At 55.8% G+C, this 23,973-nt stretch carries 21 protein-coding genes and 3 pseudogenes; 16 read left to right on the top strand and 8 right to left on the bottom strand.

Annotated features, from left to right (window positions below; all coding sequences use genetic code 11):
* The first annotated feature begins 28 nt into the window (after window positions 1–28).
* The gene (locus HU754_RS17215) at window positions 29–967 is read left to right on the top strand and encodes a FecR family protein (RefSeq protein ID WP_186624277.1); all 939 of its coding nucleotides are present in this window, start codon (window positions 29–31) and stop codon (window positions 965–967) included.
* A 993-nt stretch (window positions 968–1,960) separates the two neighbouring features.
* On the opposite strand, the gene HU754_RS17210 is transcribed toward HU754_RS17215, so the two are convergent.
* Together HU754_RS17210 and gspH are read right to left on the bottom strand one after the other, a co-directional pair.
* The gene (locus HU754_RS17210; protein WP_186624278.1) at window positions 1,961–2,569 is read right to left on the bottom strand and encodes a type II secretion system protein GspJ; all 609 of its coding nucleotides are present in this window, start codon (window positions 2,567–2,569) and stop codon (window positions 1,961–1,963) included.
* Window positions 2,566–3,012, bottom strand: coding sequence for a type II secretion system minor pseudopilin GspH (gene gspH, locus HU754_RS17205; protein WP_007913940.1), 447 nt, complete (start codon window positions 3,010–3,012; stop codon window positions 2,566–2,568). Before gspH ends, HU754_RS17210 begins: the two co-directional genes overlap by 4 nt.
* Window positions 3,013–3,132: 120 nt before the next feature.
* Here gspH and HU754_RS17200 point away from each other — a divergent pair.
* Window positions 3,133–3,561 (top strand): annotated as a pseudogene (locus tag HU754_RS17200) (type II secretion system protein N).
* Window positions 3,562–4,025: 464 nt separating this feature from the next.
* Window positions 4,026–4,586 carry a hypothetical protein gene (locus HU754_RS17195; RefSeq protein ID WP_186625664.1) on the top strand — a complete coding sequence of 187 codons (561 nt, stop codon included), beginning with the start codon at window positions 4,026–4,028 and terminating at the stop codon, window positions 4,584–4,586.
* Between the two features lie 238 nt (window positions 4,587–4,824).
* Here the strand turns inward: HU754_RS17195 and HU754_RS17190 are convergent, their stop codons facing one another.
* The 3 genes and pseudogenes from HU754_RS17190 to HU754_RS29795 form a co-directional block, all read right to left on the bottom strand.
* Entirely contained in the window at window positions 4,825–5,811 is a 987-nt protein-coding gene (locus HU754_RS17190; protein ID WP_225919918.1) for a DUF3644 domain-containing protein, read from the bottom strand.
* Between the two features lie 280 nt (window positions 5,812–6,091).
* A pseudogene (locus HU754_RS29800) lies at window positions 6,092–6,438 on the bottom strand (transposase family protein); the annotation flags it as partial.
* Between the two features lie 105 nt (window positions 6,439–6,543).
* Window positions 6,544–6,702: pseudogene (locus tag HU754_RS29795) on the bottom strand (transposase); the annotation flags it as partial.
* Window positions 6,703–6,910: 208 nt separating this feature from the next.
* Here HU754_RS29795 and HU754_RS17180 point away from each other — a divergent pair.
* Entirely contained in the window at window positions 6,911–7,789 is an 879-nt protein-coding gene (locus HU754_RS17180; RefSeq protein WP_186625666.1) for a hypothetical protein, read from the top strand.
* Complete coding sequence (locus HU754_RS17175) at window positions 7,776–8,942, top strand: hypothetical protein (RefSeq protein ID WP_186625668.1); 1,167 nt, start codon at window positions 7,776–7,778, stop codon at window positions 8,940–8,942. Before HU754_RS17180 ends, HU754_RS17175 begins: the two co-directional genes overlap by 14 nt.
* A gap of 188 nt (window positions 8,943–9,130) precedes the next feature.
* On the opposite strand, the gene HU754_RS17170 is transcribed toward HU754_RS17175, so the two are convergent.
* Window positions 9,131–9,721, bottom strand: a complete 591-nt coding sequence (locus tag HU754_RS17170) for a hypothetical protein (RefSeq protein WP_225919917.1) — start codon at window positions 9,719–9,721, stop codon at window positions 9,131–9,133.
* A 475-nt stretch (window positions 9,722–10,196) separates the two neighbouring features.
* On the opposite strand from HU754_RS17170, the gene HU754_RS17165 reads away from it, so the two are divergent.
* The gene (locus HU754_RS17165) at window positions 10,197–10,484 is read left to right on the top strand and encodes a hypothetical protein (protein ID WP_186625670.1); all 288 of its coding nucleotides are present in this window, start codon (window positions 10,197–10,199) and stop codon (window positions 10,482–10,484) included.
* Between the two features lie 474 nt (window positions 10,485–10,958).
* Window positions 10,959–11,318, top strand: coding sequence for a DUF6124 family protein (locus HU754_RS17160; RefSeq protein ID WP_008087957.1), 360 nt, complete (start codon window positions 10,959–10,961; stop codon window positions 11,316–11,318).
* A gap of 179 nt (window positions 11,319–11,497) precedes the next feature.
* On the opposite strand, the gene HU754_RS17155 is transcribed toward HU754_RS17160, so the two are convergent.
* Window positions 11,498–12,439, bottom strand: coding sequence for an aromatic alcohol reductase (locus HU754_RS17155; protein ID WP_186625672.1), 942 nt, complete (start codon window positions 12,437–12,439; stop codon window positions 11,498–11,500).
* 96 nt (window positions 12,440–12,535) lie between these two features.
* Between HU754_RS17155 and HU754_RS17150 the strand changes: the two genes are divergently transcribed.
* Complete coding sequence (locus tag HU754_RS17150) at window positions 12,536–12,994, top strand: winged helix-turn-helix transcriptional regulator (RefSeq protein ID WP_186625676.1); 459 nt, start codon at window positions 12,536–12,538, stop codon at window positions 12,992–12,994.
* 743 nt (window positions 12,995–13,737) lie between these two features.
* Here the strand turns inward: HU754_RS17150 and gspI are convergent.
* Entirely contained in the window at window positions 13,738–14,124 is a 387-nt protein-coding gene (gspI, locus tag HU754_RS17145) for a type II secretion system minor pseudopilin GspI (protein WP_186624148.1), read from the bottom strand.
* A 147-nt stretch (window positions 14,125–14,271) separates the two neighbouring features.
* Here gspI and gspG point away from each other — a divergent pair, with 147 nt between their 5' ends.
* The 8 genes from gspG to HU754_RS17105 all read left to right on the top strand — a co-directional run bounded on the left by gspG (window position 14,272) and on the right by HU754_RS17105 (window position 23,969).
* Window positions 14,272–14,730 carry a type II secretion system major pseudopilin GspG gene (gene gspG / locus HU754_RS17140; RefSeq protein WP_016985716.1) on the top strand — a complete coding sequence of 153 codons (459 nt, stop codon included), beginning with the start codon at window positions 14,272–14,274 and terminating at the stop codon, window positions 14,728–14,730.
* Window positions 14,731–14,738: 8 nt separating this feature from the next.
* Window positions 14,739–15,698: a type II secretion system minor pseudopilin GspK gene (gspK, locus tag HU754_RS17135; protein ID WP_186624149.1), complete on the top strand. Its 960-nt coding sequence runs from the start codon at window positions 14,739–14,741 to the stop codon at window positions 15,696–15,698.
* A complete protein-coding gene (gene gspL / locus HU754_RS17130; protein WP_186624150.1) occupies window positions 15,695–16,873 on the top strand; it encodes a type II secretion system protein GspL in 1,179 nt (392 codons plus the stop codon). The genes gspK and gspL overlap by 4 nt, the downstream gene beginning before the upstream one ends.
* A complete protein-coding gene (gspM, locus tag HU754_RS17125) occupies window positions 16,866–17,414 on the top strand; it encodes a type II secretion system protein GspM (protein ID WP_186624151.1) in 549 nt (182 codons plus the stop codon). Before gspL ends, gspM begins: the two co-directional genes overlap by 8 nt.
* Window positions 17,411–19,783 carry a type II secretion system secretin GspD gene (gene gspD / locus HU754_RS17120; protein ID WP_186624152.1) on the top strand — a complete coding sequence of 791 codons (2,373 nt, stop codon included), beginning with the start codon at window positions 17,411–17,413 and terminating at the stop codon, window positions 19,781–19,783. The genes gspM and gspD overlap by 4 nt, the downstream gene beginning before the upstream one ends.
* A complete protein-coding gene (gspE, locus tag HU754_RS17115; RefSeq protein WP_186624153.1) occupies window positions 19,780–21,186 on the top strand; it encodes a type II secretion system ATPase GspE in 1,407 nt (468 codons plus the stop codon). Before gspD ends, gspE begins: the two co-directional genes overlap by 4 nt.
* Window positions 21,186–22,397 carry a type II secretion system inner membrane protein GspF gene (gene gspF, locus HU754_RS17110; RefSeq protein WP_016985711.1) on the top strand — a complete coding sequence of 404 codons (1,212 nt, stop codon included), beginning with the start codon at window positions 21,186–21,188 and terminating at the stop codon, window positions 22,395–22,397. Before gspE ends, gspF begins: the two co-directional genes overlap by 1 nt.
* 462 nt (window positions 22,398–22,859) lie before the next feature.
* Entirely contained in the window at window positions 22,860–23,969 is a 1,110-nt protein-coding gene (locus HU754_RS17105; RefSeq protein WP_186624154.1) for a substrate-binding domain-containing protein, read from the top strand.
* Window positions 23,970–23,973 lie beyond the last annotated feature (4 nt).

Here is a 23,973-nt window from a genome sequence, read left to right as displayed (position 1 = left end):
CCGATCAATTCGTTGAGAATCTGCGCGTTTGAACATCTTTCGACTGACACCTGCCGAGCCATCGGCGGCCGACCCTCTGCACAGCGAAGCCCGCGACTGGCTGGTCTTGCTGACCTCCGGCCGCGCCACCGTGGCCGACGCCCGCGCCTTGCGCGAATGGTGTGCCCAGAGCGCCGAGCATGCCCGCGCGTTCGAAGAGGCCAAGCGGTTGTGGCAGCAACTGCAACCGGCCGTGGAGCAAATGCAGGCGCCACGGCGTTTCGGTCGTCGCGCCTTTCTCGGTGGTGCGATTGCCGCATCGGCGGCGTTTTTGCTGGTACGCGGGACGATTCCTGGTGGTTTTGAAGGGCTGGGCGCTGACTACATCACTGAGGTTGGCCAGCAGCGGCGTTTTGAACCGGTGCAGGGTGTGAGTCTGGAGCTGAACACTCAGACGCGGATCAATCAGCGTGCAGTGTCTGACGGTGTGCAGGGTTTTGAGCTGGTCAGTGGTGAAGTCGAGGTGCAGACCGCGCGGTTGCCGTTGGCGATGCAGGCTGGGGGAGGGTGGTTGCGGGCCAGTCAGGGGCGTTTCAACTTGCGTAACACTGATCAGCAAGTTTGCGTGACTTGCCTTGATGGCGCGGTTGAAGTGGATGTTGAGGGTCGTAGTCTGCGTCTTGAACCGGGGCAGCAGGTGACTTATGACGCGCGGCAGGTTGGTAGCGTGCAAAGTGTCGACACGGCCGCCGTGATGAACTGGCGCCAACAAGTGCTGGTCTTCAACGGCGCAACCCTCAGCCAGATGATCGACGAAATCAACCGCTACCGCCCCGGCATGTTGCTGCTGCTCAACCGTGAGCTCGGCCAACGCCGCGTCCAGGCCCGATTCAGCCTCGACCAACTCGCCGGCGTTGCACTGCTGATTCGGGATGCCTATGGCGTCAAATGCACCGAACTACCCGGCGGCGTCGTCGTTTTGAGTTAGTGAGTTTGACTGGGTACATATCCGTTGCTGCGGTAACGGCTGCTTAGGGTTTCGCCCTTACGGCGACTCACTTTTTTTACAAACGCCTAAAAAAAGTAAGCAAAAAAACGCTTGCTCCTACGTGCGGCCCGCTCGCTGAGGCTCGGGGTTCCTTCGCTCCGGGATCCATCCGGGCGCATCGCCTACGGTTTGCTTCGCTGCACCTCCTCACGATGCATTTGGCTGCGCCAAACGGTCGCTGCGCTCCCACCCCCGGATGAATCCCTCCACTCAGCCTTCCGACGTCGCCCGTGGATCAAGATCAAGAGCTGCAGCCGAGCTAACGCTCATCCTGTTGAGTGGGGCGGCTTTGCCGCAGGGGCTGTACGCAAATTAAAAACTGTGGGAGCGAGCCTGCTCGCGAAGACGGCCCACCAGCCAACCAATCCCCAACTGACTCCCCCCAATCCCACTGTGGGAGCGAGCCTGCTCGCGAAGACGTCCTAACAGCCAACCAATCTCTTGCTGATGCACCCGATCCAATTGTAGGAGTGAGCCTGCTCGCGATGACGTCCTAACAGCCAAACCAATCCCCAACTGACTACCCCCAATCCAATTGTGGGAGCGAGCCCGCTCGCGAAAGCGGCCCTCCAGCCAACCAATCTCTCGCAGACTGCATACGATCCAATTGTAGGAGTGAGCCTGCTCGCGAAGACGTCCTAACAGCCAAACAACCCCCAACTGACTCGCCCCAATCCAATTGTGGGAGCGAGCCTGCTCGCGAAAGCGACCCCCCAGCCAACCAATCTCTCGCAGACTGCATACGATCCAATTGTAGGCGTGAGCCTGCTCGCGATGACGTCCTAACAGCCAACCAACCCCCAACTGACTCGCCCCAATCCAATTGTGGGAGCGAGCCTGCTCGCGAAAGCGGTCCATCAGTAACAACAATATCGCCTGACCCACCACATTCGGTCGCAAACCCCCACCCACATTTAATTCATGGCCAGCAAATCAATCCAACGGCCCAATCACCTGCCGATACTTCTCCACCCCCTGCGCCGTCCCCCGACTCAACCGAATCTCCAACCCCAACGGATCCTCCCGCCGATTCCCGCTCAACTGCCGCCAGCCCTTATCCACCTCCCAAACCCGCACCTGCACATCACTCACATCCTGCAAAACAGCAACCCCATTCCCAGGCGCCGGCAACGGATACCGACTCCGCGCCTCAGCCACCGCCCGATACAACGTGTCGCCCTTGACCCACCACCGCACCCGCTGCAACGCCCCCGGCTGGTCCGCCGCCGTCCGAATAATATCCAGCCGAAAACCCTTACTGTCGCTACTGCGCACAGTCAGAGCGGCCGGCGCCGTCGGCGGCTCATCATCCACCCCAACCTTCTTCGGCTCGGTCAACTCAACCCCCGCCCGCATCTCCACATCCCGCTGCAACTGATTCAACGCCCGCAACAAACCGTCACTCTGCTCACTGCTCGCCTGCAAATGACTGTCCGCCCGCGTCACACTGTCCAGCCCCCGCCAGGCAATCAAACTCACCACCGCCATCAACAGAATCGCGACCATCACCTCAATCAACGTAAACCCTTGCTGGCGCTTCATTGCAGGCTGATCCTTCCACTGCCATCACGCAGCACACTCAAGCGATTCAAGCCATCCGACAACGTCAATTGCAGCGGCGGATTGATCCACTCAGCGTTCAGCACAACCTTCTGTTTCGGCTCCACCCGCACCTCCATCTTCGGACTCTGCCAGGCACGCGGCCGCAACTGCGGATCCTGAGCGAAATGATCAAACCCCTTGCCACTGTCACTGCGCCGACTAAAGCGAAACCCCTTGGCATCACTCACCCACACAATCGGCCGCCCATCCGCGCGGGCCTCCGCTTGCGCCACCTGCAGCAACTGCGCCACACGCTCGGCATCCTTGCGCAGCAACTGCAACGGATCGGGCTTGATACTCAGGCTGATCGCCGCACTGGCGATGCCGATGATCACCAGCACCACCATCAACTCGATCAGCGTAAAACCCTGTTGCCTGTTCATCGTGCGCGCGCTCCTTTGCGTCCTGCGCCATCGTGCACGGCCAACATGTAAGGCGTGTGAAATAAAACGGAGAGAATTGCCGCGTAGGCTGACAGCAGGGATAAAAAGGAGATTCAACCCATGACCTTCACCGCACGCGTTTCCCCACCCCAAATGGTCCAGGCCCTCGCACTGCTCGCCGCGCTGGTCGGCGTGGCGACGTGGTCGTCGCTGCTACTGACCTCCGCCGAATCCCATACCCCGGCAGCGGCCCCGCAGTTGCTGGCGGCGCGCAGTGATAGCCCGGCGTTGCAGTGGTTTTCCAATCAAACGGCGCCGGTGGATATCAAGGTGAGCGGGGTGATGGCGGGGAGTCGGGGGGCGGTGGCGATACTGAGCCTGAACGATGGGCCGCCGAGGAGTTTTTTGCAGGGGGAGAAGGTTGGGCCTGGAGTGAAGTTGGTGGCGGTTGAGGGGATGGGGTGGTGATTGAGCAGGGTGGGGAGAGGGTGCGGTTGGGGGTGGAGAGGTTGGGGGGGGGTGGTGTTGCCTAGGTTGGTGAGGCCGTGATTTGCTGGCGAGTTTCCATCAGTTGCCGCCTCCTCTGGGATTATGTATCCGCAACTACTGGTTCAAGCGATATGACCGAAGATGGGGGCAAGCAAGTGAGTAATGTCCGTGGATAGAGTCGATAAAATTCGCTCACAACTGTCCGCTACCGTTTGTTGGCTCACTGGCCGCTCATCCAAGGACTAATATCGTTCAGAAAGTGGCTTATAAAATTTACCTATGGCACAGTTTTGATTCTGAAATCAAGTGGGGGTGTTAAAGTTTACTAGATAGCGCGGTCATGCTTTAATATGGAAAGTTGACTTAAATCTCGCATAAAGCTCTTAGTAGGATAAGTCGTATTCGTTTCCATTTGCCTTAGTAGGTTTGCTATTAATATCTTAAGCATCACCAAACGAACGCGTTACCTCCACTGGTTTGAATCGAATCAAACAAAGTCCGTGATAACATATACACTGATGATAGTGGCAGCCACTTGGGCGGTCTCCACTTACATTCTTCAGGATTACCGGATTAATCTCCTTAAGTCTGAAACGGACTCTCAGAAAGCGATTGCGGAGCAGTACAAATCGAAATCGGAACTATTGCAAAGAGAAATTGATGTTGTGCGTGCTGAAAATGCCGAGTATAGGGCTTGGTTAAATAAAACAAAAGACGCCATTCCAATGATGGTTCCTCAACTTATAGAGCTGAGGGAGAAGGTTGCGGAGCTTGAGAAGCGAGATTCCGACAATCAAAATACTCCTGCCGTTCTTGCCGAACCATCCACAGAAACTCGCGTTTATAGAGGAAGAGCGTATATTGATCAAGCGACAGGGTTAGTGTTTACGGTGCTTAGTGTCGACGTTGATCAACGTGCAAATGTTGCAGTGAAACTTCCAAATAAGAACGCGACAGAAGAAGCAAAGGTTTATCCGGGAAGGCAGTGGGAGTTTGAATCCAAAGGTGCTGTTTATGTTCTTACACTTTCAGAAGTGAATTTTATGGGTGATAGTGTAATGGTTCAACTGGTTAAGCGTAGTTAAAGAAAAATGCGATTGGCGTATTTATAGAAAGTAGTGCAGTCTCATTTCGCATCTTAAAAAATAGATTCGTCCCAAGTTATACAAGGTGCGAGAGTCCAAAGGGTGGATGTTATAAGGTCCGTGCATGACTGGAAGTCCGTTGCGATAATTGTTTTATTCGCGTTGAAAGCGTAGTGCCAAATACATTCGTTGCTTTGAACGTATTTGGCAAAAAAACGCGCGTACCAAACTCTGGGTTTTAGAATTTCTCATAATGTGAATCGAATTCTTTGAGAATGTTTGGATTGTAAAATATTTTTGGGGTTCCGGTTGTGCTGCCTGGAGTGAGGTAGCGCTTGTGTGCGAATTTGTCATCTTCTTCTAATGGTTTGCGAATAGCATGATAGTTATTGTTTTGCTTAAAGTTCTTGAAGCGACGTTTTAGTCGGGTGGTTAGATTTTTATAATCCCATGGGTATTTTTCGGATATTTCGAGTTCGGTGATTATTATTTTCGTTGCGTTGCTGTCTGTAGAGTATTGAATGGGTAAACCGTCGTCGCTTTTTACTTTTTGTAATTTTATGTCGATTCGTAATGTTAGGTTGTAGGTGCCAATGTCATTGCTGTCGTAAATTTTTTCTACTTGGCCTATGTAGTCCAGAATTTTCTTTTCTTTCGGGTTAAGTGTTATTCCCGGTGCTTCGTCAAATCTTCTAAAAAAAGAAATTGGCATCAAGTAAAAATTATATCGCAACAGGATGTTTCCATGCCAGCTTTTGACAATATTAGCGTAGTTTTGCAACGAAGCAGTACCAAGTTCTTGTATTTTTTGGCTCAGCATTAGGTCGTCATTGATGAAGTGAATAGAGTTGTCTCTGATTTCGCTTAATGCAGTGATGTTGTCGATCACTGCTCTTTCTATCTTGCTGCCGAACTCTTCGGTAATTATTCGAAATGCTTCAAACATGCTAATAGACATCGGGTTTCCGGATCGATTGGTTTTTGGTCTGGGGAATTTGGATTTTTCACCGTTCCTTAGAATGCGATGCTCCATTGCGTATAATGAGGCTGCTTTGTTACTTGATAGGTTCAGGATTTTTGCTTTGAATAGTAATTCCCACGCGTTTATGCACAACACAGAAAAGCTTTCCTCTCGGTATTTAAAGTCTGGCTTGTTGTAGATCTCCATGGCTGAAAGCATCGCAGATATAGATTTTTCCAACATGCTCTGTGAACGCGATTTCATGTTTTTTTGCATCCTTTGTGAAGTACTTGTAATGCACGTTGATATACTTGGTTGTCGATTGTATTCAAGGCTAGATGTGCCATCTGTTCAAGTTTTGCGCTTTTTTTTTGTGTCTTGTCGAGATTGATATCGAGACCAATATGAGGCAGGGACGCTGCTAACTTGTTGAAATATTTGAGTTGTACAAAAAATCGCAGAAAACGGCATGCCGAATGTGTGAGTAGTGTGCGATTGATACCAGTCGCTGCAACTGATCGAGTCGCTGTTCAATTGCAACCATCTACAGCGCTACGCTTTTTACGAAAAGGTAATGTCGTAAACTCCGCATGGCATAAGCCCTGAGACCATCGCCGCATAAATTTTCGCGAGCTTGTCGAAGCGCGTAACGATGCGGCGGTTCTCCTTCAACCAGCAAAACATACGCATCATGGTGTTTCGCTGCCGGTATTTGGGGAGGTCAAACAGTCTCGGTAAACCCGGCTTGGGTTTGCGCTTTATGCTGCGCAGCGGGATGACCGGTTGCATTCGGTAGCGGTCGCAGTATCGACACAAAGCTTCGGCGTCATAACTCTTGTCGGGCAACAACCATCGGCAGCGTTTGCGGGGACGACCGCGAACGTTCGGAATGTAAGCCTCATATCGTAAAAGCCGCTTTATCATAAGATTGAGTGCTCTTCGATTGCTCCAGTCTCGAAACCGCTGATAGACCTTTGACCAAGGGCCGATGTGCTAGCGCATATTGCGCCAAGCGGTTTTCGAGCAAAACACCCGGAGCACGCCATTGAGCATTAGCCGATCGTCTACGCGAGGCAGGCCGTTTCTATGACTTTCTACAAAGAGATTAGCGACTAAATTCCTGACCGCATCGGAGAGTTCATAACGCTTTGCCATCGATGGGTCCCTATCCTTCAATGGCTGCGAACTCTACCGAAACGCAGATCCCCCAAGCCCACTGTGAGTTTTCAAGGGATTTCGCACAGCGTCTGGAAAAAATGCCAAAATTCATGTCGCATGGCCGAGCGACATAGCCATAATAGTTGATGAGTAACGTGAGCAAAAAAAGCGAAAAAGCAAAATATTTAATGAAAAAGGAAGCGGTATGAAACTCAAGGTAATTATGAAGAAAATTTGCAAGTGCGAAGATGTTGGGCCTCCAATAGAATGCCAAAAGCTAATGATTCATAAAGATACTTTGGATAAGCATATTGAGAAGTTTACAACTGCGCAAACCACTATTGGCTCTTGGCAGTTGCCGCTGTCTTTATTTATTACGCTTCTAGTGGCAGTCACAACTACTAATTTTCAAGAGCAGATAAGCTTTACTGGCATCAGTCGGCCGATACCAGTCCCACCACAAGCCGACACAGCTCTATGGCTGCTTGTTATAGGAACATTACTCTGGACAATTAAAGCCGTTTTCAACTCCTTAATCACACCAAACCCTAGGGAGGCGTTAAAGGTCGCTCTATATAGCGAGATATTGAATAAGCCTGATAGGACTTCTCTATTCATTATAAAAGGAATATTTAATGGCGATATTCACTTGCTAGTGGAGAACAAAGCCACATGGGACTGTTTTTTTCTTCCCTACGTGAAGCATGAAATCGCTAGCCAATATCGAAACAATCAAAAAGACGATCTAATTATAAAAATAAAAGACAAGTTGGGTTTGAAGTCTGATGAAAAACTAAGAATCAATCTTCTTCAGAAGCTTGAATGGCCATCAGAAAAGTATGATCCGCCCCAGAAGGTTGTGAAAGAGTATCACTTTGATTTTTTTCATGTGACATTAGGCCGTCAGCTACCTATGGGTGACTTCACTAGCGGTAACCGAAATTACTCTTGGAAAACCTTAAATCAGCTAGAGGAAGACCCTCTGACGATGGAGCATAATTCCGATATACTGCAAATATTGAGAGTTAACCAAAAGAAATTTTTAGCAGATATTAGCGTGCACTATAAAAATGCAGAAATTTGACTTCATTTGGAACATTACTCTTGTCTGTCCTTGGGATTGTGAGTTTTGCTGTACTGATGCAGCGCATGTTTCCTCCATGGCAAGTTCGATAATTCTGAGAGAAAATGGGTTGTCTACATCGAAAACTGTCTCCAGAGATTTGAATGGTTTTTTTAAGGAGAAATACCCAGGAGTTTATTGTAATAAATACGATCTCGCTCTTATTGATCGTCAACTTAGGGGGCTCGAACCAACCCTTGAAGAGAAAATGGCAGTCTTAAGCAATCTTAAGGGGCTAAATCTCAAAATCGATTTTGCCGGAGGTGAACCTTTGGCATGTCATGAAAATATACTAATAATCAAAGCTGCTTCTAAGATGTTTGGTAAAAATTCGATCTCCGTTACGTCAACAGGCATTATTTCGAAAGCGCATAGCATCTTAGAGATTTCAGATTTCATAGGTGAATATGAGTTTACCTATGATGAGCCTGATCTCGAACTCAAGCAGTGCAGACCTAAAGGTTACAATAATTCAAACTTGAGAATTGCGGAGAAGTTTGCGAAGCTTGGAGTGCGGACTAAAGCCCAGCTTCCAATTCATAAAGGAAATATTAGTTCGTTGGCTGCTGAGGCTATCTACAACTCTCTCTGTAGTTCAAATATCTCCGAGCTTCTGCTTATGAGAACATTTCCCGTAGGTAGGGGTATAGGGTATCTAGACGGTAATGAAGTAACACAGTCAGAGTTAACTCAAGCGATACAAAACTACACGCGGCTCAATACGTCGAAAAAAACTAATATTCGGCTCCAGTGTGCACTCAAAGCATTAATCGAAACTGACTGGCCGCTAACTAATCCGTGCGATTTAATGCAATCCTCTTATGGGATAAATTTCCAGGGCGACCTATTGATAAGTGCTTGGGCTAATAATGCTAAGGGGCTTCCGCTCAGTGATGTTTTTGTTTTAGGTAGTCTCAGTAAATCTTCATTTCATGAAATATCTCGAACCGAAAAATTCCAAAGATACAAAAAAAGGCTGAATGAGAATTTTGGTCACTGTAAAATATTTGCCTACACAAACTCAATAAATAAAGATGAAGACTCTTTATTTAGTAAGTCAGATCCTTTGGTGATGAAGATGGAATCCCAGAAAAGTAAACTAATTTATTTGTAAAAAATAAGTCAGCTTCCTTATGAGAAAAATATGGGGGTTGATTTGTTTTTTGGAATACATCTTTTTTATTAAGTTTCTATTGAATAGGCCCCTAGTCGAAACGAACTCGAGTCGGGGCCCATAGCCGTCACTCTTTCTTTGAGGGCGGCGGAGGTGGCGGAGATTTCGGGAGGTTTATCCCGTGATCCTTAACGAAGCGCATTGGAGGTGGTGGAGGTGGTGGAGGCTTTTGATTGCTCATGCTGGTTCAGCTCCTGCTGATGGGTATAAAACGGAACAAAGGACAACACCGAAAAAATCATAGTGAGCGTTACGGAATTTGCTAAGGACACGAGTTTTGAACCACGTTTATCGTTATTCACCGTGTTAACGGTTGCACCTTCGATGTAGTAGCTCAAGATTATTGTCTTGAAGTAGGTTTCTGCGTCATCTTCATTTTCGCCATGTACTGCGAAATGAGTGGTTGTTTCGGCACGATACTTCTCCAGCTCAGTCAGGGTTGGGAGGCCCCTGTCGAAATCACGCAGTTGCCAAGATGAGCGGAAGTAATAAGCTCCGCAAAGCAGACAGAAGACAGCGGACAAATACAAAATCCAAAACCAGACACCGGCAAAGCCGTCCTCTGAGCCGGGCGCTTTACTCAGCATATAAGATAGAAATGAGAGCAATACGCCTAGGATGGCCAAGGGGAGGTTGAGCCTCGAAATCAGCTTTTCTTTGCGTTCCAGCTCGTAAAAATAAATCTTTTCGTAAAATGCAAATCTTGCCGCTTCGTCCATGCGATCTTCCTTTTTACTCAATCATCGCTTTGCGTGTTGAGCACAGCCCTTTAGGCTTTGGACTCGATGCCTTCAACTGTCCAACCAATTAAACGAGGCTCTACGCGGACGGATTCGATTTTTGAGAAGGAATCCGTCCCAAGGCCAATTTCAATAACTGAGGCTGCAACCTGCAGCTAGTCTCCAGGCTTATGCTTGTGGATTGGCAAAGTCGGGTGCTTCTTATCGTTGGGTGGATTCACATGCCGTCTGCGATCTTCCTTGCCGTCTTCACGCTTTGGCTTTGGACCTGGCTTGATGTCAGTAAACATACGTACTCCTGTAATGAACGGGGATGAGAAGCTTTGAAAAAGTAGCACATGGCCATTCACTTAGCTCATTACGTTGGTACAGCCAGCTCCTGCGAACCAAAGGGCTGAGCTGGTCAGATACAAGAAAGCCAAAATCCGTCTGCCTCCACCCCTTCGGTGCCACAATGAAAAAGCTTTCAATCGCGGCAATCCTCGTTGTGGCGACCATGCTCTACGTCGTCTACTACAACGCCGTTGAGGATGGCGACATCGAGACGATTGTCTTCATCAAGAGGCATCCCACGATTCAGATGAGGTTCTACAACATCCACGCCAATGATGGAGAGATCAGGAAGGTAGAGCGGCTGACGGCGGAGGAGCGGGGGTGGATTATTGATTACTGCTGGTACCGATTGGGCATCGATACAGACCTGAGTACTCAGAGTGACGTCGATATGTGCTGGAAGAAATAGCACTACTTATATGGCCGAGATTGTCAGTTATGACTGGCAATCTCGGCTATTTTCTTTCGTCTGTTGGGGCGAGGGGACAAGTCTGTCGTGGGATCCGAGACGCAATGAGTGGCCCGATAAACACCAACGTTTAAAAAGACATCTCCAGACACTCTCTCAGGCTACACACCCTTGCGCCTTTGCCTACAGCTACGCCAGAATCCGCCGGCTTGTGCACTTTGTACCTGGTCTTTATCGTCTACGTGTCGCTGGCAACCCAGCGACCGGGTTTAGCGACCTGACCAGGTATAAGTACAACGACGCTCCAGTTTGTCGCAGACGTTCGCGACGACGATATGGTGGCTGTGCGTGGGAGACCTTCGGGTCTGCCGGGTCTTATACCTCTCGGTTCGCTAACCCGCGTACAGCTGCCACCCTTACTTGTTTAGCGACAGGTGTTGGTGGTTCCACCAGGTATAAATATGGAGCTTCACCATGATCAAACCAACACCCAACCCGCCCGAAACCGCCTCGGTTTCCCCCTACGAATCCATCGATTCCAAAAAACTCCACGAAGCCGCCGACCGCGCGCTCGACCATTACCTCTGTCCACCCGGTTCCACGCCGCCTCCACGTAAAAACCGTGGGATGTACGCCGTGACGGCGGACAACAAAACCGAAGAACTGCTGGTCGATGCCAGTGCAACACTCGCTTCGGCCAAAACCATCGCCCAGAACGTCTCCAGCCTGTTGCCGGCATCGCAGCGCCATGCGCTGGCGGGGATTGCGCAGTTGATCATGCTCGGGGAGTTGGCTGTGAATCGGGCGTTGGATAATTTGCAATTGCCGGAGTGATGCGGGTGTCGGGATCATCTGGTGACTGATCAGGTGTTCATTCTGGCGCCTTCGCGAGCAGGCTCGCTCCCACCTTTAAGTGTGTTTCAAGGTGGGAGTGCGCTGGCTCTTCAGCCGCGATAAATGTCGAGACGATGTACGCGTTTCTGTAACTGTGAGTGGCGGGGTGCTTGCTAGCGTCAATCGACTGCCAGGTTGTCTCGAGCCCACTGTTCAGCCGTTGTGACCTGAATCGACTGCTGTTCGTTGAAAGTCCCCGCTTTAGGCCACGACACGCCTCTGCCTTGGGCAAATACGGCGCGGTATTTTTTGATGTGGTGAGTGGGGTCTTTTTCCAGTTCCTGCATCAGGTGAGGAACCGTCCAGACGTTACGCTTGAACGGCCGCCCCAGCACACGTTCAAGCAGGCTCGCCACCTGCCCATACGTCACCGTGTCGCCAGACAGGTAGACGATCTCATTGCGAAAGCGCGGTTCGAAGAAAACGATATCCGCTGTCAGCTGACCGATGTCCTCCGGCGTCGTGAGCGTCACGCTGGTTTCCAGGCTGCCTAAGGCGTTGACGGTGTCGTTCTCGAAATCGACGACCTCAAATACCGGCTCGAACAGAAAACTGGTGAACATGCCGGTCGAGATGATCACCCATTCGGTTTTGTCCTGAGCGCGGAGCAACTCGCGCACGTCGAGTTGTGCATCGAACAAGTCCTGCGGGCTGCCCCGGCCAATCACTTCGAAATCGACGCCAAACTGCCAGGGGAAGTAGCGCTTCACGCCGGACCTGAGCGCTGCTGTCGCCAGTTTCATCGGTGTTTCGCGGCCCGCGACCATGCCTGCGCAGCCTATGACGGTGTCGAATGCTGCGAACACTTCGGCCAGTTGATCGATGGAATCGTTAACCAGGTCTGCAGCGACCATCTGGATGCCTAGACTGCGCAGCTCATCGATTTCCCGCTTTTTCTCGGGGGCTTGTGTGTTGATGGTCGAATCCCTGAGCAGGACGCTGATGGAACTGCCGGGCGAGCGCTTGGCTACCCGCGCAAGATTGCGCAGCACCGGCAGGCCGAGTTCGCCGGCGCCGAGTACGAGAATGGATTGTGGGGAAGGGTGGGTCGCTTCGGTCATGATGTCTCCTGAGATCCGTCGTCTGTATGATTTGGCGATGCTGGCACGATTGCGCAGCGCTCAGAAGAAGGCACACGCGTGATACCAGGGGGACACATGACCGATGAGGAAACCCTTAGCCAGGCAGAAGCGATCTGCCAGACGCTAAGACGAGACGATGATGGCGTGCGGCGCGAAGTCCTGGCTCACGCCGGTAGCCGCTGGTCACTGGGTATCCTGCATGCCCTGGGTGTGTACGGCACGATGCGTCATGCCGAGATCAAACGGCAAATGACGGGCGTGACTCAGCGCATGTTGACCAAGACGTTGCGTGCACTGGAACGCGATGGTCTGCTGATACGGCGGGAGTTGGATCAAGTGCCGCCCCATGTCGAGTACGAGCTGACGGCGTTGGGGATGGAGTTGTTGGTTCGCATGTCGCCGATTTGGACTTGGGTTGTGCAGCACGTGGATGATTTTCGCGAGGCGCGCCGGGTGTTTGATGGTCAGAGTGGGAAAAAGCCTTCGTGGCAGGTTCCGGTGGTGGGGCTGGTTGATTTGGATGGGGCTGATTGATTGGTTGCTTTGCTTCAGGCCATCGCCTGGAACGTTGGCAGTCTGTTGCCGGTTTTGGGGGGCTTGCGAGCAGAAGCGGCCCTCACCCCAGCCCTCTCCCGGAGGGAGAGGGGGCCGACCGAGTTGTCTTGCGGGGTACGTCGACCTGAAAGATTTTGGCGATTATGGTTTTGGTGAAGGGCCTTGGGGATTATGGCTTTGGTGATTCTGGGGCTTGCGATTAGAAGCGGCCCTCACCCCAGCCCTCTCCCGGAGGGAGAGGGGGCCGACCGAGGTGTCTTGCGAGGTACGTCGACCTGGAAGATTTTGGTGATTATGGTTTTGGTGAAAGGGCCTTGGGGATTATGGCTTTGGTGATTCTGGGGGTTGCGAGTAGAAACGGCCCTCACCCCAGCCCTCTCCCGGAGGGAGAGGGGGCCGACCGAGTTGTCTTGCGGGGTACGTCGACCTGAAAGATTTTGGTGATTATGGTTTTGGTGAAGGACCTTGGGGATTATGGCTTTGGTGATTCTGGGGGTTGCGAGTAGAAGCGGCCCTCACCCCAGCCCTCTCCCGGGGGGAGAGGGGGCCGACCGAGGTGTCTTGCGGGGTACGTCGACCTGGAAGATCTTGGCGATTATGGCCTCGGGGAAGGATTCGATTTGGCTTTGTGAGCTTGGCAATTGTGGATTCAATGAAAGACGTTCAAGTCGGTGTAGCTCTCGAATTTCCCCGAATCGGTCCCCTCTACCTCTGGGAGAGGGCTAGGGTGAGGGGCTTTCCGTTCGGGACATCAAAGTCTCCAGCCTGGCCAACGGCGGCGCATCCTGGTTGCGGTCGAATACTTGGATGCCGATCTTCAGCAATCGACCATTCTCTGCCGCTGCGATTACCTGTTCGCAGCGCAACAACAACCGCCCCTGATCACAATCCAGCGCTTTCATGCCCATCGGCAACCTGCCTTCCAACCGCAACTCCGCCATCCGACTCTGCGCCGCAATCAGCGCCACCGACCGATCCCTTAAAACCCCGCTGCTCTGCGTCATCAACCCCGCCACCCGCACAGCCGCTGACATCGCCACGGCAATAATCGCCAGCGCCACCAGCACCTCAATCAACGTGAAACCCGCTTCCCGCGAACGCGCACGCATAAACCGCCCAAAGCCAAAACCCAGTCCTCGACGCTAACCCGCGTGCTTGACGGCTTGACGACGAAAACACCCGAGGATTTTCAACATCACTGACATATCTTCTTGCAACACTGCGCGTCGAATCGAATCAAGCCAGGGAATGTCGAGATGGATATCGCACCTTTCAAATCGCGTCAGCAACCGATGCGCGCGCCGCGTGGGCAGCAGGGTTTTACCCTGATCGAGATCATGGTGGTCGTGGTGATTCTGGGGATTCTCGCGGCGATGGTGGTGCCGAAAGTGCTCGACCGGCCTGATCAGGCGCGGGCGACGGCGGCGAAGCAGGATATTGGTGGGTTGATGCAGGCGTTGAAGTTGTATCGCCTTGATCACGGTACTTATCCGTCGATGAATCAGGGTTTGAAAGTCCTGGTTGAGCGGCCGGCGGATGCGAAGAACAGCAATTGGCGCTCGTACCTGGAGCGTTTGCCGAACGATCCGTGGGGGCGTCCTTATCAGTACCTCAACCCCGGCGCGAATGGCGAGATCGACATCTTTTCCCTCGGTGCCGACGGTCAGCCGGACGGCGACGGCGTGAATGCCGATATCGGTTCCTGGCAGTTGTAAGGCCGGCCATGAACAGCCGCTCGCCTGAGGGGGCGAAGCAACAGGGCATGGCGATTATCAGCGCGTTGTTGATTGCGGCCGTGGTGGCGGTGATTGCGGCGGGCATGTTGACGCGCCAGAGCGTGTCGACCCGTGCGCTGGAGGCGGATCAGCAGCGTGTGCAGGGCCGTTGGCTGGTGCAGGGTGGGTTGGAGATCAGCCGTCAATTGCTCTGGGACGCACGTCAGCGCGATCCGTTGACCCGGCTTGATCAGCCGTGGGCGCAGCGTCTCTCCGCGCAAGGTTTTGAAGGGAGGCTGGAGGATGAACAGGGCAAGTTCAACTTGCGCAACCTGGTGGCCAACGAGCGGGTTGATGAGGCGCAGGTCGCGGCGTTTCAGCGTTTGTGCGAGTTGATCGGAGTCAGTGCCGGGTTGAGTCAGCGCATCAGTCAGCGGGTGATTGCGTCCTACCCACGACTGCTGAATCCGCAGATAGCCGAGGCGCCGAAAAGTGGTTTCGACAGTGGTCGCGCCACCTCGCCCAACGCTTCACGCAAACCGCAAAATCCGACGTTGCCGATGCTGCGCAGCATTGATGATCTGCGCAGTGTCGACGGCGTGAATGAGGCGCTGATCGGCAAACTGGCGCCGTACCTGACGGTGATCCCCGCGACGACCTGGCTCAATGGCAACACTGCCACCGCGCCGGTTTTAGCTGCTTATGTGCCGGGGCTGTCGCTGGAACGTGCCAATGCGCTGGTCGCCGAGCGCGATGCCGGGCGCTGGTTTATCAACCGTGGCGATTTCGTTAATCGCCTGCGCATGCCGCAACTGGAGCTGACCAGCGTCAAGGTCGGCATCACCAGTGACTGGTTTCGCCTGCGCGGTGAGGCGCGGCGTGATCAGCGTCGGGTCAGTCTTGAGGCGTTGTTGCATCGCAGCCAGGACCGCTTGCCGCAGGTGATCTGGTCGCGGGTGGGCGCATGAGCCAGTTGAAGGTGGCGTTGCCGCCCTTGGCGGAACTGGATCTGCACAGTCAATTGCACTGCGCCTGGTTGGATCGTCAGGGCGTGGTCACGCGGGAAGAACGCCTCAGTCTGAGCCACTTGAGTCAGCAGTCGAAACTGCCGCCGCTGGTGTGTTTTCTGCACCCGGCTGACAGTCTGTTGGCGAGTCTTGATTTACCGCCGCTGCCTGCGAACAAGATTGTCGCGGCGGTGCAGTGTGCGGCGCAGGCCTTGATGCTGGGCGACAGCAGTGAGATGCACATCGCGCACAGTTCGCGGGATGAGGCCGGGCAAGTGCAGATCGCCTGGGCGCCTCGGCAGCACTTGTTGCGCTTTGGCCAGTTGCTGAAAAGCGCTGGGCTGAACCTGCGTGGTCTCTACCCAGCGCCGTACTGTTTGCCGGTGCTACCGGGCACCGTTGCTTGCGTGCAGGACGGGCATTTGTTGTTGCGCGATAGCGCGCCAGCGGCGCGGGTGCAGCCGTTGTTCGATGACGGTTTCGACGGAGTTGTGTGGGAGCCGGGCGTCACTTTGCATTGGATCGGTGAGCAACCGCCGCCGGGTACTGAACTGCCGATGGCGGATGCGCAGCGTTGGACCGGGCCGCTTCCGGGTTGGGGGCTGCATGGCGCAGTCCAGCAGCAAAAAACCGAGCATCGCGGCTGGGGCAGGGCGATAGCTTTGTCAGCGTTGGCCGTGGCCATTTGGGTGATCGGTTTGAACCTGTATGCCGCCCGCGAAGCCGGGCAGGGCCAGCAACTGAAAACCCAGATGAACCTGCGGGTAAAGCAGGCGTTCCCCGAGTTGCCGGTGATCCTCAACCCGTTGCAACAGGCTCGCCAGCAATTGGCGGCGCGGCAGAAGGGCGCGGCGGATGATCCGGCGCAGACCTTCAATCGTCTGGTGTTGCAGGCCGGCAGCGGCATGCCTTCGATGGCCGGCAGTGTCGAGCGGTTGGCGTTTGTCGATGGCGTCTTGCAACTGAGTCTGCTGAGTGAAGCCCGTCGCGGCGGCAATGATCAGGAGTGGCAAAGCACCTTGGCCCAGGCCGGCATCAGCGTGACGGCAGACGACGAGGGCTGGACCTTGCGTCCGGCCACTGAAGCCACCTCAAGTGAAAGCGATGACAACGGCGGAGCAGAAGAAGATGAATAAGGCCTCGCTCGCGCTCTATCGCGCCAAGTGGCAACGCTTTAACGCTCAGGTGCAGGCCCGTTGGCAGCCGTTGGCGCTGCGCGAAAAACGCATGGTTGCCGGCATGGCTGTAGCGCTGATCGGCCTGCTGTTGTGGGTTGCGCTGATCCAGCCACCGCTGAAGAAAATCGCTTATTGGGAAGCCGAGACGCCAAAGCTGCGCGCCCAGACCGAAGCGTTGGAAGTATTGCTGCGCGAAGTCAGCGTGCGTCCCACCGGGCAAAGCGTGGCGCAGTCGCTGGAGCAGACCCTGCAGGCCAGCGGCCTCGCCGGGCACTATCAGTTGCAAGCCGGGGAGGCGGGCGCCTGGCAGTTGACCTTCGACGCGGCGCCGGCCGACGCCGTGCTCGACTGGCTGTTGAGCAACCCGGCACAACTTTCTCTGCAAGTGGTCGAGGCCCGTTTGCAACGCGCAGACAACCCCTCGACCGAAGTCACCGCCGGCACTTTGTCAGGCACCGTTCGCATGGATCAGGCGCTGGGCGCTAAGGAAGCTTCATGAAGGGGTCAGGATCCAAACCGGCACGTCTGGCGTTGCCGATGCTGCTGATGGCGTTGAGCGCGTGCAGCAACACCACCACGCCACAGAATCAGCCGCCGTTGCTGGTCGACAGTGAACTCGGGCGGCCGCTGGCCAACACCCAGCGCAGCGGCGACGCGGTGCTCGATCGCGAGCGCGCGCAGGCTCAGGCGCGACCCGTGCCGAAGCAATTACACAACATCACCAAGAGTGCGCGCAGCGGTGCGGCGGCGTCGGGCATTGCCTTGCCGAGCAATCCTTTGGGTGATCAACCGGTGACGCTGAATTTTGTCGACGCCGATATTCAAGCGGTGGTGCGCGCGTTGTCGCGATCCACCGGGCAGCAGTTTCTCGTCGATCCTCGGGTCAAGGGCACGTTGACCCTGGTCTCGGAGGGTCAGGTGCCGGCGCGGCAGGCTTACGATATGTTGCTGGCGGCGTTGCGCATGCAGGGCTTCAGTGTGGTCGATGTTGGCGGTGTGGCGCAGGTGGTGCCGGAGGCTGATGCGAAGCTGCTTGGCGGGCCGATTTACAGCGCTGACAAACCGGCGGGCAACGGCATGCTCACCCGTACGTTTCGTCTGCAATACGAGAACGCAGTCAACCTGATTCCGGTGCTGCGGCCGATCGTTTCGCCGAACAATCCGATCAACGCTTATCCGGGCAATAACACCATCGTCATCACCGATTACGCCGAGAACCTGACCCGCGTTGCGCAGTTGATCGCGAGCATTGATTCGCCGAGCGCGATCGACACCGATGTGGTGCAGATCCAGAACGGCATCGCTGCCGACATTGCGCCGATGGTGGCGGATTTGCTCGATGCGCCGGGCAACGATCCGACGCAGAAAATCGCCGTGATTGGTGACCCGCGTTCCAACACCATCATCATTCGCGCCGGCAGCCCGGAGCGCACGGAACTGGCGCGCAACCTGATCTACAAACTCGACAACGCGCAGAGCAATCCGAGCAATTTGCATGTGGTTTATCTGCGTAACGCGCAAGCGGCAAAACTGGCGCAGGCCTTGCGCGGTTTGCTCACCGGCGAGAGTGACAGCGGCACCAGCGACAGTGCGCGTTCGGTGCTCAGCGCGATGGGCGGCAGCACCGGTGGCAGCGCTGGGCAGAATGGCCAGAGCGGCACGCAAAGTAGCGGCAGCACCTCGACCACCAACAGCAGCGGCAGCACGGGCGGCAGTTACGCCCAGGGCAGCAGTGGCAGCACAACCGGCAGCGGCGGTACGCAGAACAGCGATCAGAACGTCGCCTTCAGTGCCGGCGGCGTGACCATTCAGGCTGACGCCACCACCAACACCTTGCTGATTTCCGCGCCGGAGCCGTTGTATCGCAACCTGCGTGAAGTCATCGACTTGCTCGACCAACGCCGCGCACAAGTGGTGATCGAAAGTCTGATCGTCGAAGTCGGCGAGGACGATGCCAGTGAGTTCGGCGTGCAATGGCAAACCGGCAATCTCGGCGGCAACGGCGTGATCGGCGGGGCCAATCTGGGTGGTTCGGGGATCAACGTCAACGGCAAGACCAGCATCGATGTGCTGCCGCAAGGCTTGAACCTGGGCTACGTCAACGGCACCGTCGACATTCCCGGCATCGGCAAGATTCTCGACCTGAAGGTGCTGGCCCGGGCCTTGAAAAGTAAGGGTGGCACCAACGTGCTGTCGACGCCGAACCTGCTGACCCTCGACAACGAAGCGGCAAGCATTTTTGTGGGGCAGACCATCCCGTTTGTCAGCGGCAGTTACGTCACTGGCGGTGGCGGCACCAGCAATAACCCGTTCCAGACCGTGACCCGTGAAGAAGTGGGTTTGAAGCTCAATGTGCGCCCGCAGATTTCCGAGGGCGGCACGGTCAAGCTCGACATCTATCAGGAAGTCAGCAGCATTGATGAGCGGGCTTCGGCCAGTGCCAATTCGGCGGGGATCGTCACTAACAAACGCGCGATCGACACCAGCATCCTGCTCGATGACGGGCAGATCATGGTGCTCGGCGGGTTGCTGCAGGATGGCTACAGCCAGAGTAACGACGCGGTGCCATGGCTGGGCAGCCTGCCGGGCATCGGCGCACTGTTTCGCAACGAACGCCGGGCGATTACCAAGACCAACCTGATGGTGTTTCTGCGTCCGTACATCATTCGTGATAGCGAAGCGGGGCGCAGCATCACCCTCAATCGCTATGACTTCATGCGCCGCGCGCAAGGTGGTTTGCAGCCGGAGCGCAGCTGGGCGATGCCAGACATGCAGGCGCCGCAGTTGCCGACGGCGGCGCAGGGTGTGCCGGCGGTTATGCCCGCCTCAGGGCCTCGCGCGACGATCAAAGCGGTGCCTATCCAATGAGTGCGTTGCCTTACGCCTGGGCCAAGGCGCAGCGGATTCTGTTGTGCGATGGCGTGCTGACCGTTTGCCCGTCAACGCCGGGCTGGTCGATCAGCGAGGCGCGGCGCCAATTCGGCGCGACCACGATTCAGCGGGTACGCGATGACGAACTCGACGGCTTGCTCGCCGCTGCCTATGCCGACACCGGCAGTGCGGCAGCGGTGGTGGGCGCGGCGGAAAACGAAGTCGACCTTGATCGACTGATGCAGGACATGCCGGAAATCACCGACCTGCTCGACACCCAGGACGGCGCGCCGGTGATTCGCATGATCAACGCCTTGCTCACCCAGGCCGCGCGCGACGAGGCTAGTGACATTCATATCGAACCGTTCGAAACCCATTCGGTGGTGCGCTATCGCGTCGACGGCACGCTGCGCGATGTGGTCTCGCCGCGCAAGGCGTTGCACGGTGCATTGGTGTCGCGGATCAAGATCATGGCGCAGCTCGACATCGCTGAAAAACGCCTGCCGCAGGACGGTCGCATCGCCTTGCGCGTGGCGGGGCGGCCGATCGATATTCGTGTTTCCACGGTGCCGACCGGGCATGGCGAAAGGGTGGTGATGCGTCTGCTCGACAAACAGGCCGGGCGCCTGCATCTGGAAACCCTCGGCATGGACGCGCAGGTGTTGGCCAAACTCGACCACCTGATCCGCCAGCCCCACGGCATCGTGCTGGTCACCGGCCCGACCGGCAGCGGCAAGACCACCAGCCTCTACGCCGCACTGGCCCGGCTCGATGCGAGCACCAGCAACATTCTTACCGTTGAAGATCCGGTGGAATACGACTTGCCGGGCATCAGCCAGATTCAGGTCAACGCCAAGATCGACATGACCTTTGCCCTGGCACTGCGGGCGATTCTGCGCCAGGACCCGGACATCATCATGATCGGCGAGATTCGCGATCTGGAAACCGCACAAATCGCCGTGCAGGCTTCGCTGACCGGGCATTTGGTGCTGGCAACCTTGCACACCAACGACGCGGTGTCGGCGGTCAACCGCTTGATTGACATGGGCGTCGAACCGTTTCTGCTGGCCTCGTCGATGCTCGGCGTACTGGCGCAACGCTTGGTGCGGCGCCTGTGCAATCAGTGCAAACAGGAAGACCCTACAGCCCTCGGCACTTGGCGCCCGGTCGGTTGCCCGGCGTGCAATCAAACCGGCTACAGCGGCCGCACCGGCATCCACGAATTGTTCTGCATCGACGACGACATCCGTACCCTGATCCACCAAGGGGCAGGCGAGCAGGCCTTGCGCGCATCCGCCGCCAAGGCCGGGATGTTCAGCCTGCGCGAGGACGGTGAGCGCTGGATCCGCAGCGGCGCCACCGCGCCTGAAGAAATCCTCCGTGTGACACGGGACGCCTGATGAATCGCTATCGTTTTGAAGCCGCTGACGCGACCGGCAAGATTGAGTCCGGACACCTTGAGGCGGACAGCCAGGCTGCCGCGTTCACAACATTACGCGGGCGCGGTTTGACCGCGTTGTCGGTGCACAAGGAAAGCAACGTCGCCCAGCACGGCGGGGGCGGGTTGTTCAGCGCCAAACTCTCGGACAACGATCTGGCCTGGGCCACGCGGCAATTGGCGAGTCTGTTGGGCGCGAGTCTGCCATTGGAGGCAGCGCTGAGTGCCACGGTCGAGCAGGCCGAGAAAAAACACATCGCCCACACCCTCAGCGCCGTGCGTGCGGATGTGCGCAGTGGCATGCGTCTGGCGGAATCACTGGCGGCGCGGCCACGGGATTTTCCCGAGATCTATCGCGCGTTGATTGCGGCGGGTGAGGAGTCCGGTGATCTGGCGCAGGTCATGGAGCGGCTGGCCGACTACATCGAAGAACGCAACAACCTGCGCGGCAAGATTCTCACCGCGTTTATCTATCCCGGTGTGGTCGGGCTGGTGTCGATCGGCATCGTGATTTTCCTGCTCAGTTATGTGGTGCCGCAGGTGGTCAGTGCGTTTTCCCAGGCGCGGCAGGATTTGCCGGGGTTGACCTTGGCGATGCTCAACGCCAGTGATTTCATCCGCAGTTGGGGCTGGCTGTGCGCAGGGATCATGGCGGGCGCGTTTTGGAGCTGGCGCCTGTATCTACGCAATCCGGCGGCACGTTTGAGTTGGCATCATCGGGTGCTGAAACTGCCGTTATTCGGGCGTTTTATCCTTGGCCTGAACACCGCACGTTTCGCCTCGACGCTGGCGATTCTCGGCGGCGCCGGGGTTCCGCTCTTGCGTGCGCTGGAGGCGGCGCGGCAGACCTTGTCCAACGACCGCTTGAGTTTGAGTGTCACTGAGGCCACGGCGAAGGTGCGCGAAGGGGTCAACCTTGCCGCTGCATTACGGGTCGAGAATGTATTCCCGCCAGTGCTGATTCATCTGATCGCCAGCGGTGAGAAAACCGGATCGCTGCCACCAATGCTTGAGCGCGCTGCGCAGACGTTGTCCCGTGATATCGAACGCCGGGCAATGGGCATGACCGCGTTGCTGGAGCCGCTGATGATCGTAGTGATGGGCGGGGTGGTGCTGGTGATTGTGATGGCGGTGTTGTTGCCGATCATTGAGATCAACCAACTGGTCCAGTAGCCGCTTTTGATGGTGTCTGATCGGGCCTCTTCGCGAGCAGGCTCGCTCCCACAGGGGGAACGCATTTCAAATGTGGGAGCGAGCCTGCTCGCGAAGGGGCCAGTCAGGGCAACAAAAAATCCAATCTTTTTTCCAGGACTTCAGCATCACCCGACCCTCAAAAGAACCATCCTCGGGTTCTCCTTTCTGTCATCTGCAACCACCCGCCAACGCCTCCAGCCCGATTCCGCCAAACCCGCGAACCAGACGCTGCGCTACACCCGACAAACACCCGAGAAAATCCCTTCGGAAACAGCTCTCAGCTCCCGAGGTTTTTTCCTTTATCTGTCACCGGAAGCTGCGAATTTCTCAGTGCGACTTAACCAAGGCCAACGCTAGCGAGGGCCCCGGTGAGTCCTCCCAGTGTCATGCAAGTCACCCGAAAACCTGTGTTCCCAAACCTAGTTGAAAAGGAGATTCTTCATGTTCAAGCGCACTCTGATCGCAGCTTCCCTGACCGTCGCCGCCCTGGCCTCCGCTCAAGCCATGGCCGTTACCGGTGGTGGTGCAACTCTGCCAGCCGCTCTGTACAAAGGTTCTGCCGACAGCATCCTGCCAGCCAACTTCAGCTACGCCGGCATCGGTAGCGGTGGTGGCAAGACTGCTTTCCTGACCAACAACCCAGCCGGCTTCGGCGCCACCGGTACCGTGCACTTCGCCGGTAGCGACTCGGTACTCAGCGCTTCGGAGATCAGCACTTACAACACCGCGTTCGGTGCTTCGTTCGGTCCGCTGATCCAGCTGCCTTCGGTTGCCACTTCGGTTGCCATCCCTTACAAAAAATCCGGCCAGACCGCTCTGAATCTGACCAGCGCTCAACTGTGCGACGCGTTCTCGGGCACCGTGACCACTTGGGGCGGCCTGCTGGGCACGACTGACGCTACGCCGATCCGCATCGTTTACCGCAACGGTTCCAGCGGTACTTCGGAAATCCTCACACGTCACCTGAACGCCGTCTGCCCAACCAAGTTCACCACCAACTCGACGTTCGTCAACGCGCGTCCAGTCGGTTCGACCCTGCCGTCGAACTGGGTCGGTGTTGCCAGCACCGCTGACGTTGCGCCAACCGTCGCCGCTGTTGACGGTTCGCTCGGTTATGTCGGCCCGGACGGCGTAGACGCTACCAGCAACGCCGTGGTTGCTCGCGTCAACAACGTACAGCCAACCTCCGCCAACGTCGCATTGGCCCTTGCCTCGGTGACTCCACCATCGACCGCCGTACTGGCCGCTGACCCAACCCGCTGGTCGCCAGTGGTGGCTAACCCGGCCATCGGTTACAAACTGGCTGCCTATACCAACCTCATCGTCGGTCAGTGCTACAAGGACGCAGCCGTGGCCAACGACGTCAAGGCGTTCCTGACCACTCACTACAACACCACCAACAACGACCTGGCGATCAAAAACCACGGTTTCGTCACCGTGCCATCGGCCTGGAAAACCAAGGTGTATGAGACCTTCGTTTCCAACGCTACCGGTTACAACCTGAACATCAACAACACCAACGTCTGCAACACCATCGGTCGTCCTCAGTAAGGCG

The sequence above is a fragment of the Pseudomonas zeae genome (assembly GCF_014268485.2).
GTDB classification, from domain to species: domain Bacteria; phylum Pseudomonadota; class Gammaproteobacteria; order Pseudomonadales; family Pseudomonadaceae; genus Aquipseudomonas; species Aquipseudomonas neuropathica.
The sequence above is the reverse complement of the archived record's forward strand: the minus strand, read 5'-3'. Positions and strand labels throughout refer to the sequence as shown.

What these genes read in the sequence shown, in the direction of transcription:
- gspG (WP_016985716.1), top strand. Translation starts at nt 14,272, where the DNA reads ATGGATATCGCACCTTTCAAATCGCGTCAGCAACCGATGCGCGCGCCG.
- HU754_RS17150 (WP_186625676.1), top strand. Translation starts at nt 12,536, where the DNA reads ATGACCGATGAGGAAACCCTTAGCCAGGCAGAAGCGATCTGCCAGACG.
- gspK (WP_186624149.1), top strand. Translation starts at nt 14,739, where the DNA reads ATGAACAGCCGCTCGCCTGAGGGGGCGAAGCAACAGGGCATGGCGATT.
- HU754_RS17180 (WP_186625666.1), top strand. Translation starts at nt 6,911, where the DNA reads ATGAAACTCAAGGTAATTATGAAGAAAATTTGCAAGTGCGAAGATGTT.
- HU754_RS17105 (WP_186624154.1), top strand. Translation starts at nt 22,860, where the DNA reads ATGTTCAAGCGCACTCTGATCGCAGCTTCCCTGACCGTCGCCGCCCTG.
- HU754_RS17210 (WP_186624278.1), bottom strand. Translation starts at nt 2,569, where the DNA reads ATGAAGCGCCAGCAAGGGTTTACGTTGATTGAGGTGATGGTCGCGATT.
- gspE (WP_186624153.1), top strand. Translation starts at nt 19,780, where the DNA reads ATGAGTGCGTTGCCTTACGCCTGGGCCAAGGCGCAGCGGATTCTGTTG.
- HU754_RS17170 (WP_225919917.1), bottom strand. Translation starts at nt 9,721, where the DNA reads ATGGACGAAGCGGCAAGATTTGCATTTTACGAAAAGATTTATTTTTAC.
- gspH (WP_007913940.1), bottom strand. Translation starts at nt 3,012, where the DNA reads ATGAACAGGCAACAGGGTTTTACGCTGATCGAGTTGATGGTGGTGCTG.
- gspF (WP_016985711.1), top strand. Translation starts at nt 21,186, where the DNA reads ATGAATCGCTATCGTTTTGAAGCCGCTGACGCGACCGGCAAGATTGAG.
- HU754_RS17175 (WP_186625668.1), top strand. Translation starts at nt 7,776, where the DNA reads ATGCAGAAATTTGACTTCATTTGGAACATTACTCTTGTCTGTCCTTGG.
- HU754_RS17190 (WP_225919918.1), bottom strand. Translation starts at nt 5,811, where the DNA reads ATGAAATCGCGTTCACAGAGCATGTTGGAAAAATCTATATCTGCGATG.
- gspL (WP_186624150.1), top strand. Translation starts at nt 15,695, where the DNA reads ATGAGCCAGTTGAAGGTGGCGTTGCCGCCCTTGGCGGAACTGGATCTG.
- HU754_RS17160 (WP_008087957.1), top strand. Translation starts at nt 10,959, where the DNA reads ATGATCAAACCAACACCCAACCCGCCCGAAACCGCCTCGGTTTCCCCC.
- HU754_RS17165 (WP_186625670.1), top strand. Translation starts at nt 10,197, where the DNA reads ATGAAAAAGCTTTCAATCGCGGCAATCCTCGTTGTGGCGACCATGCTC.
- gspI (WP_186624148.1), bottom strand. Translation starts at nt 14,124, where the DNA reads ATGCGTGCGCGTTCGCGGGAAGCGGGTTTCACGTTGATTGAGGTGCTG.
- gspD (WP_186624152.1), top strand. Translation starts at nt 17,411, where the DNA reads ATGAAGGGGTCAGGATCCAAACCGGCACGTCTGGCGTTGCCGATGCTG.
- gspM (WP_186624151.1), top strand. Translation starts at nt 16,866, where the DNA reads ATGAATAAGGCCTCGCTCGCGCTCTATCGCGCCAAGTGGCAACGCTTT.
- HU754_RS17155 (WP_186625672.1), bottom strand. Translation starts at nt 12,439, where the DNA reads ATGACCGAAGCGACCCACCCTTCCCCACAATCCATTCTCGTACTCGGC.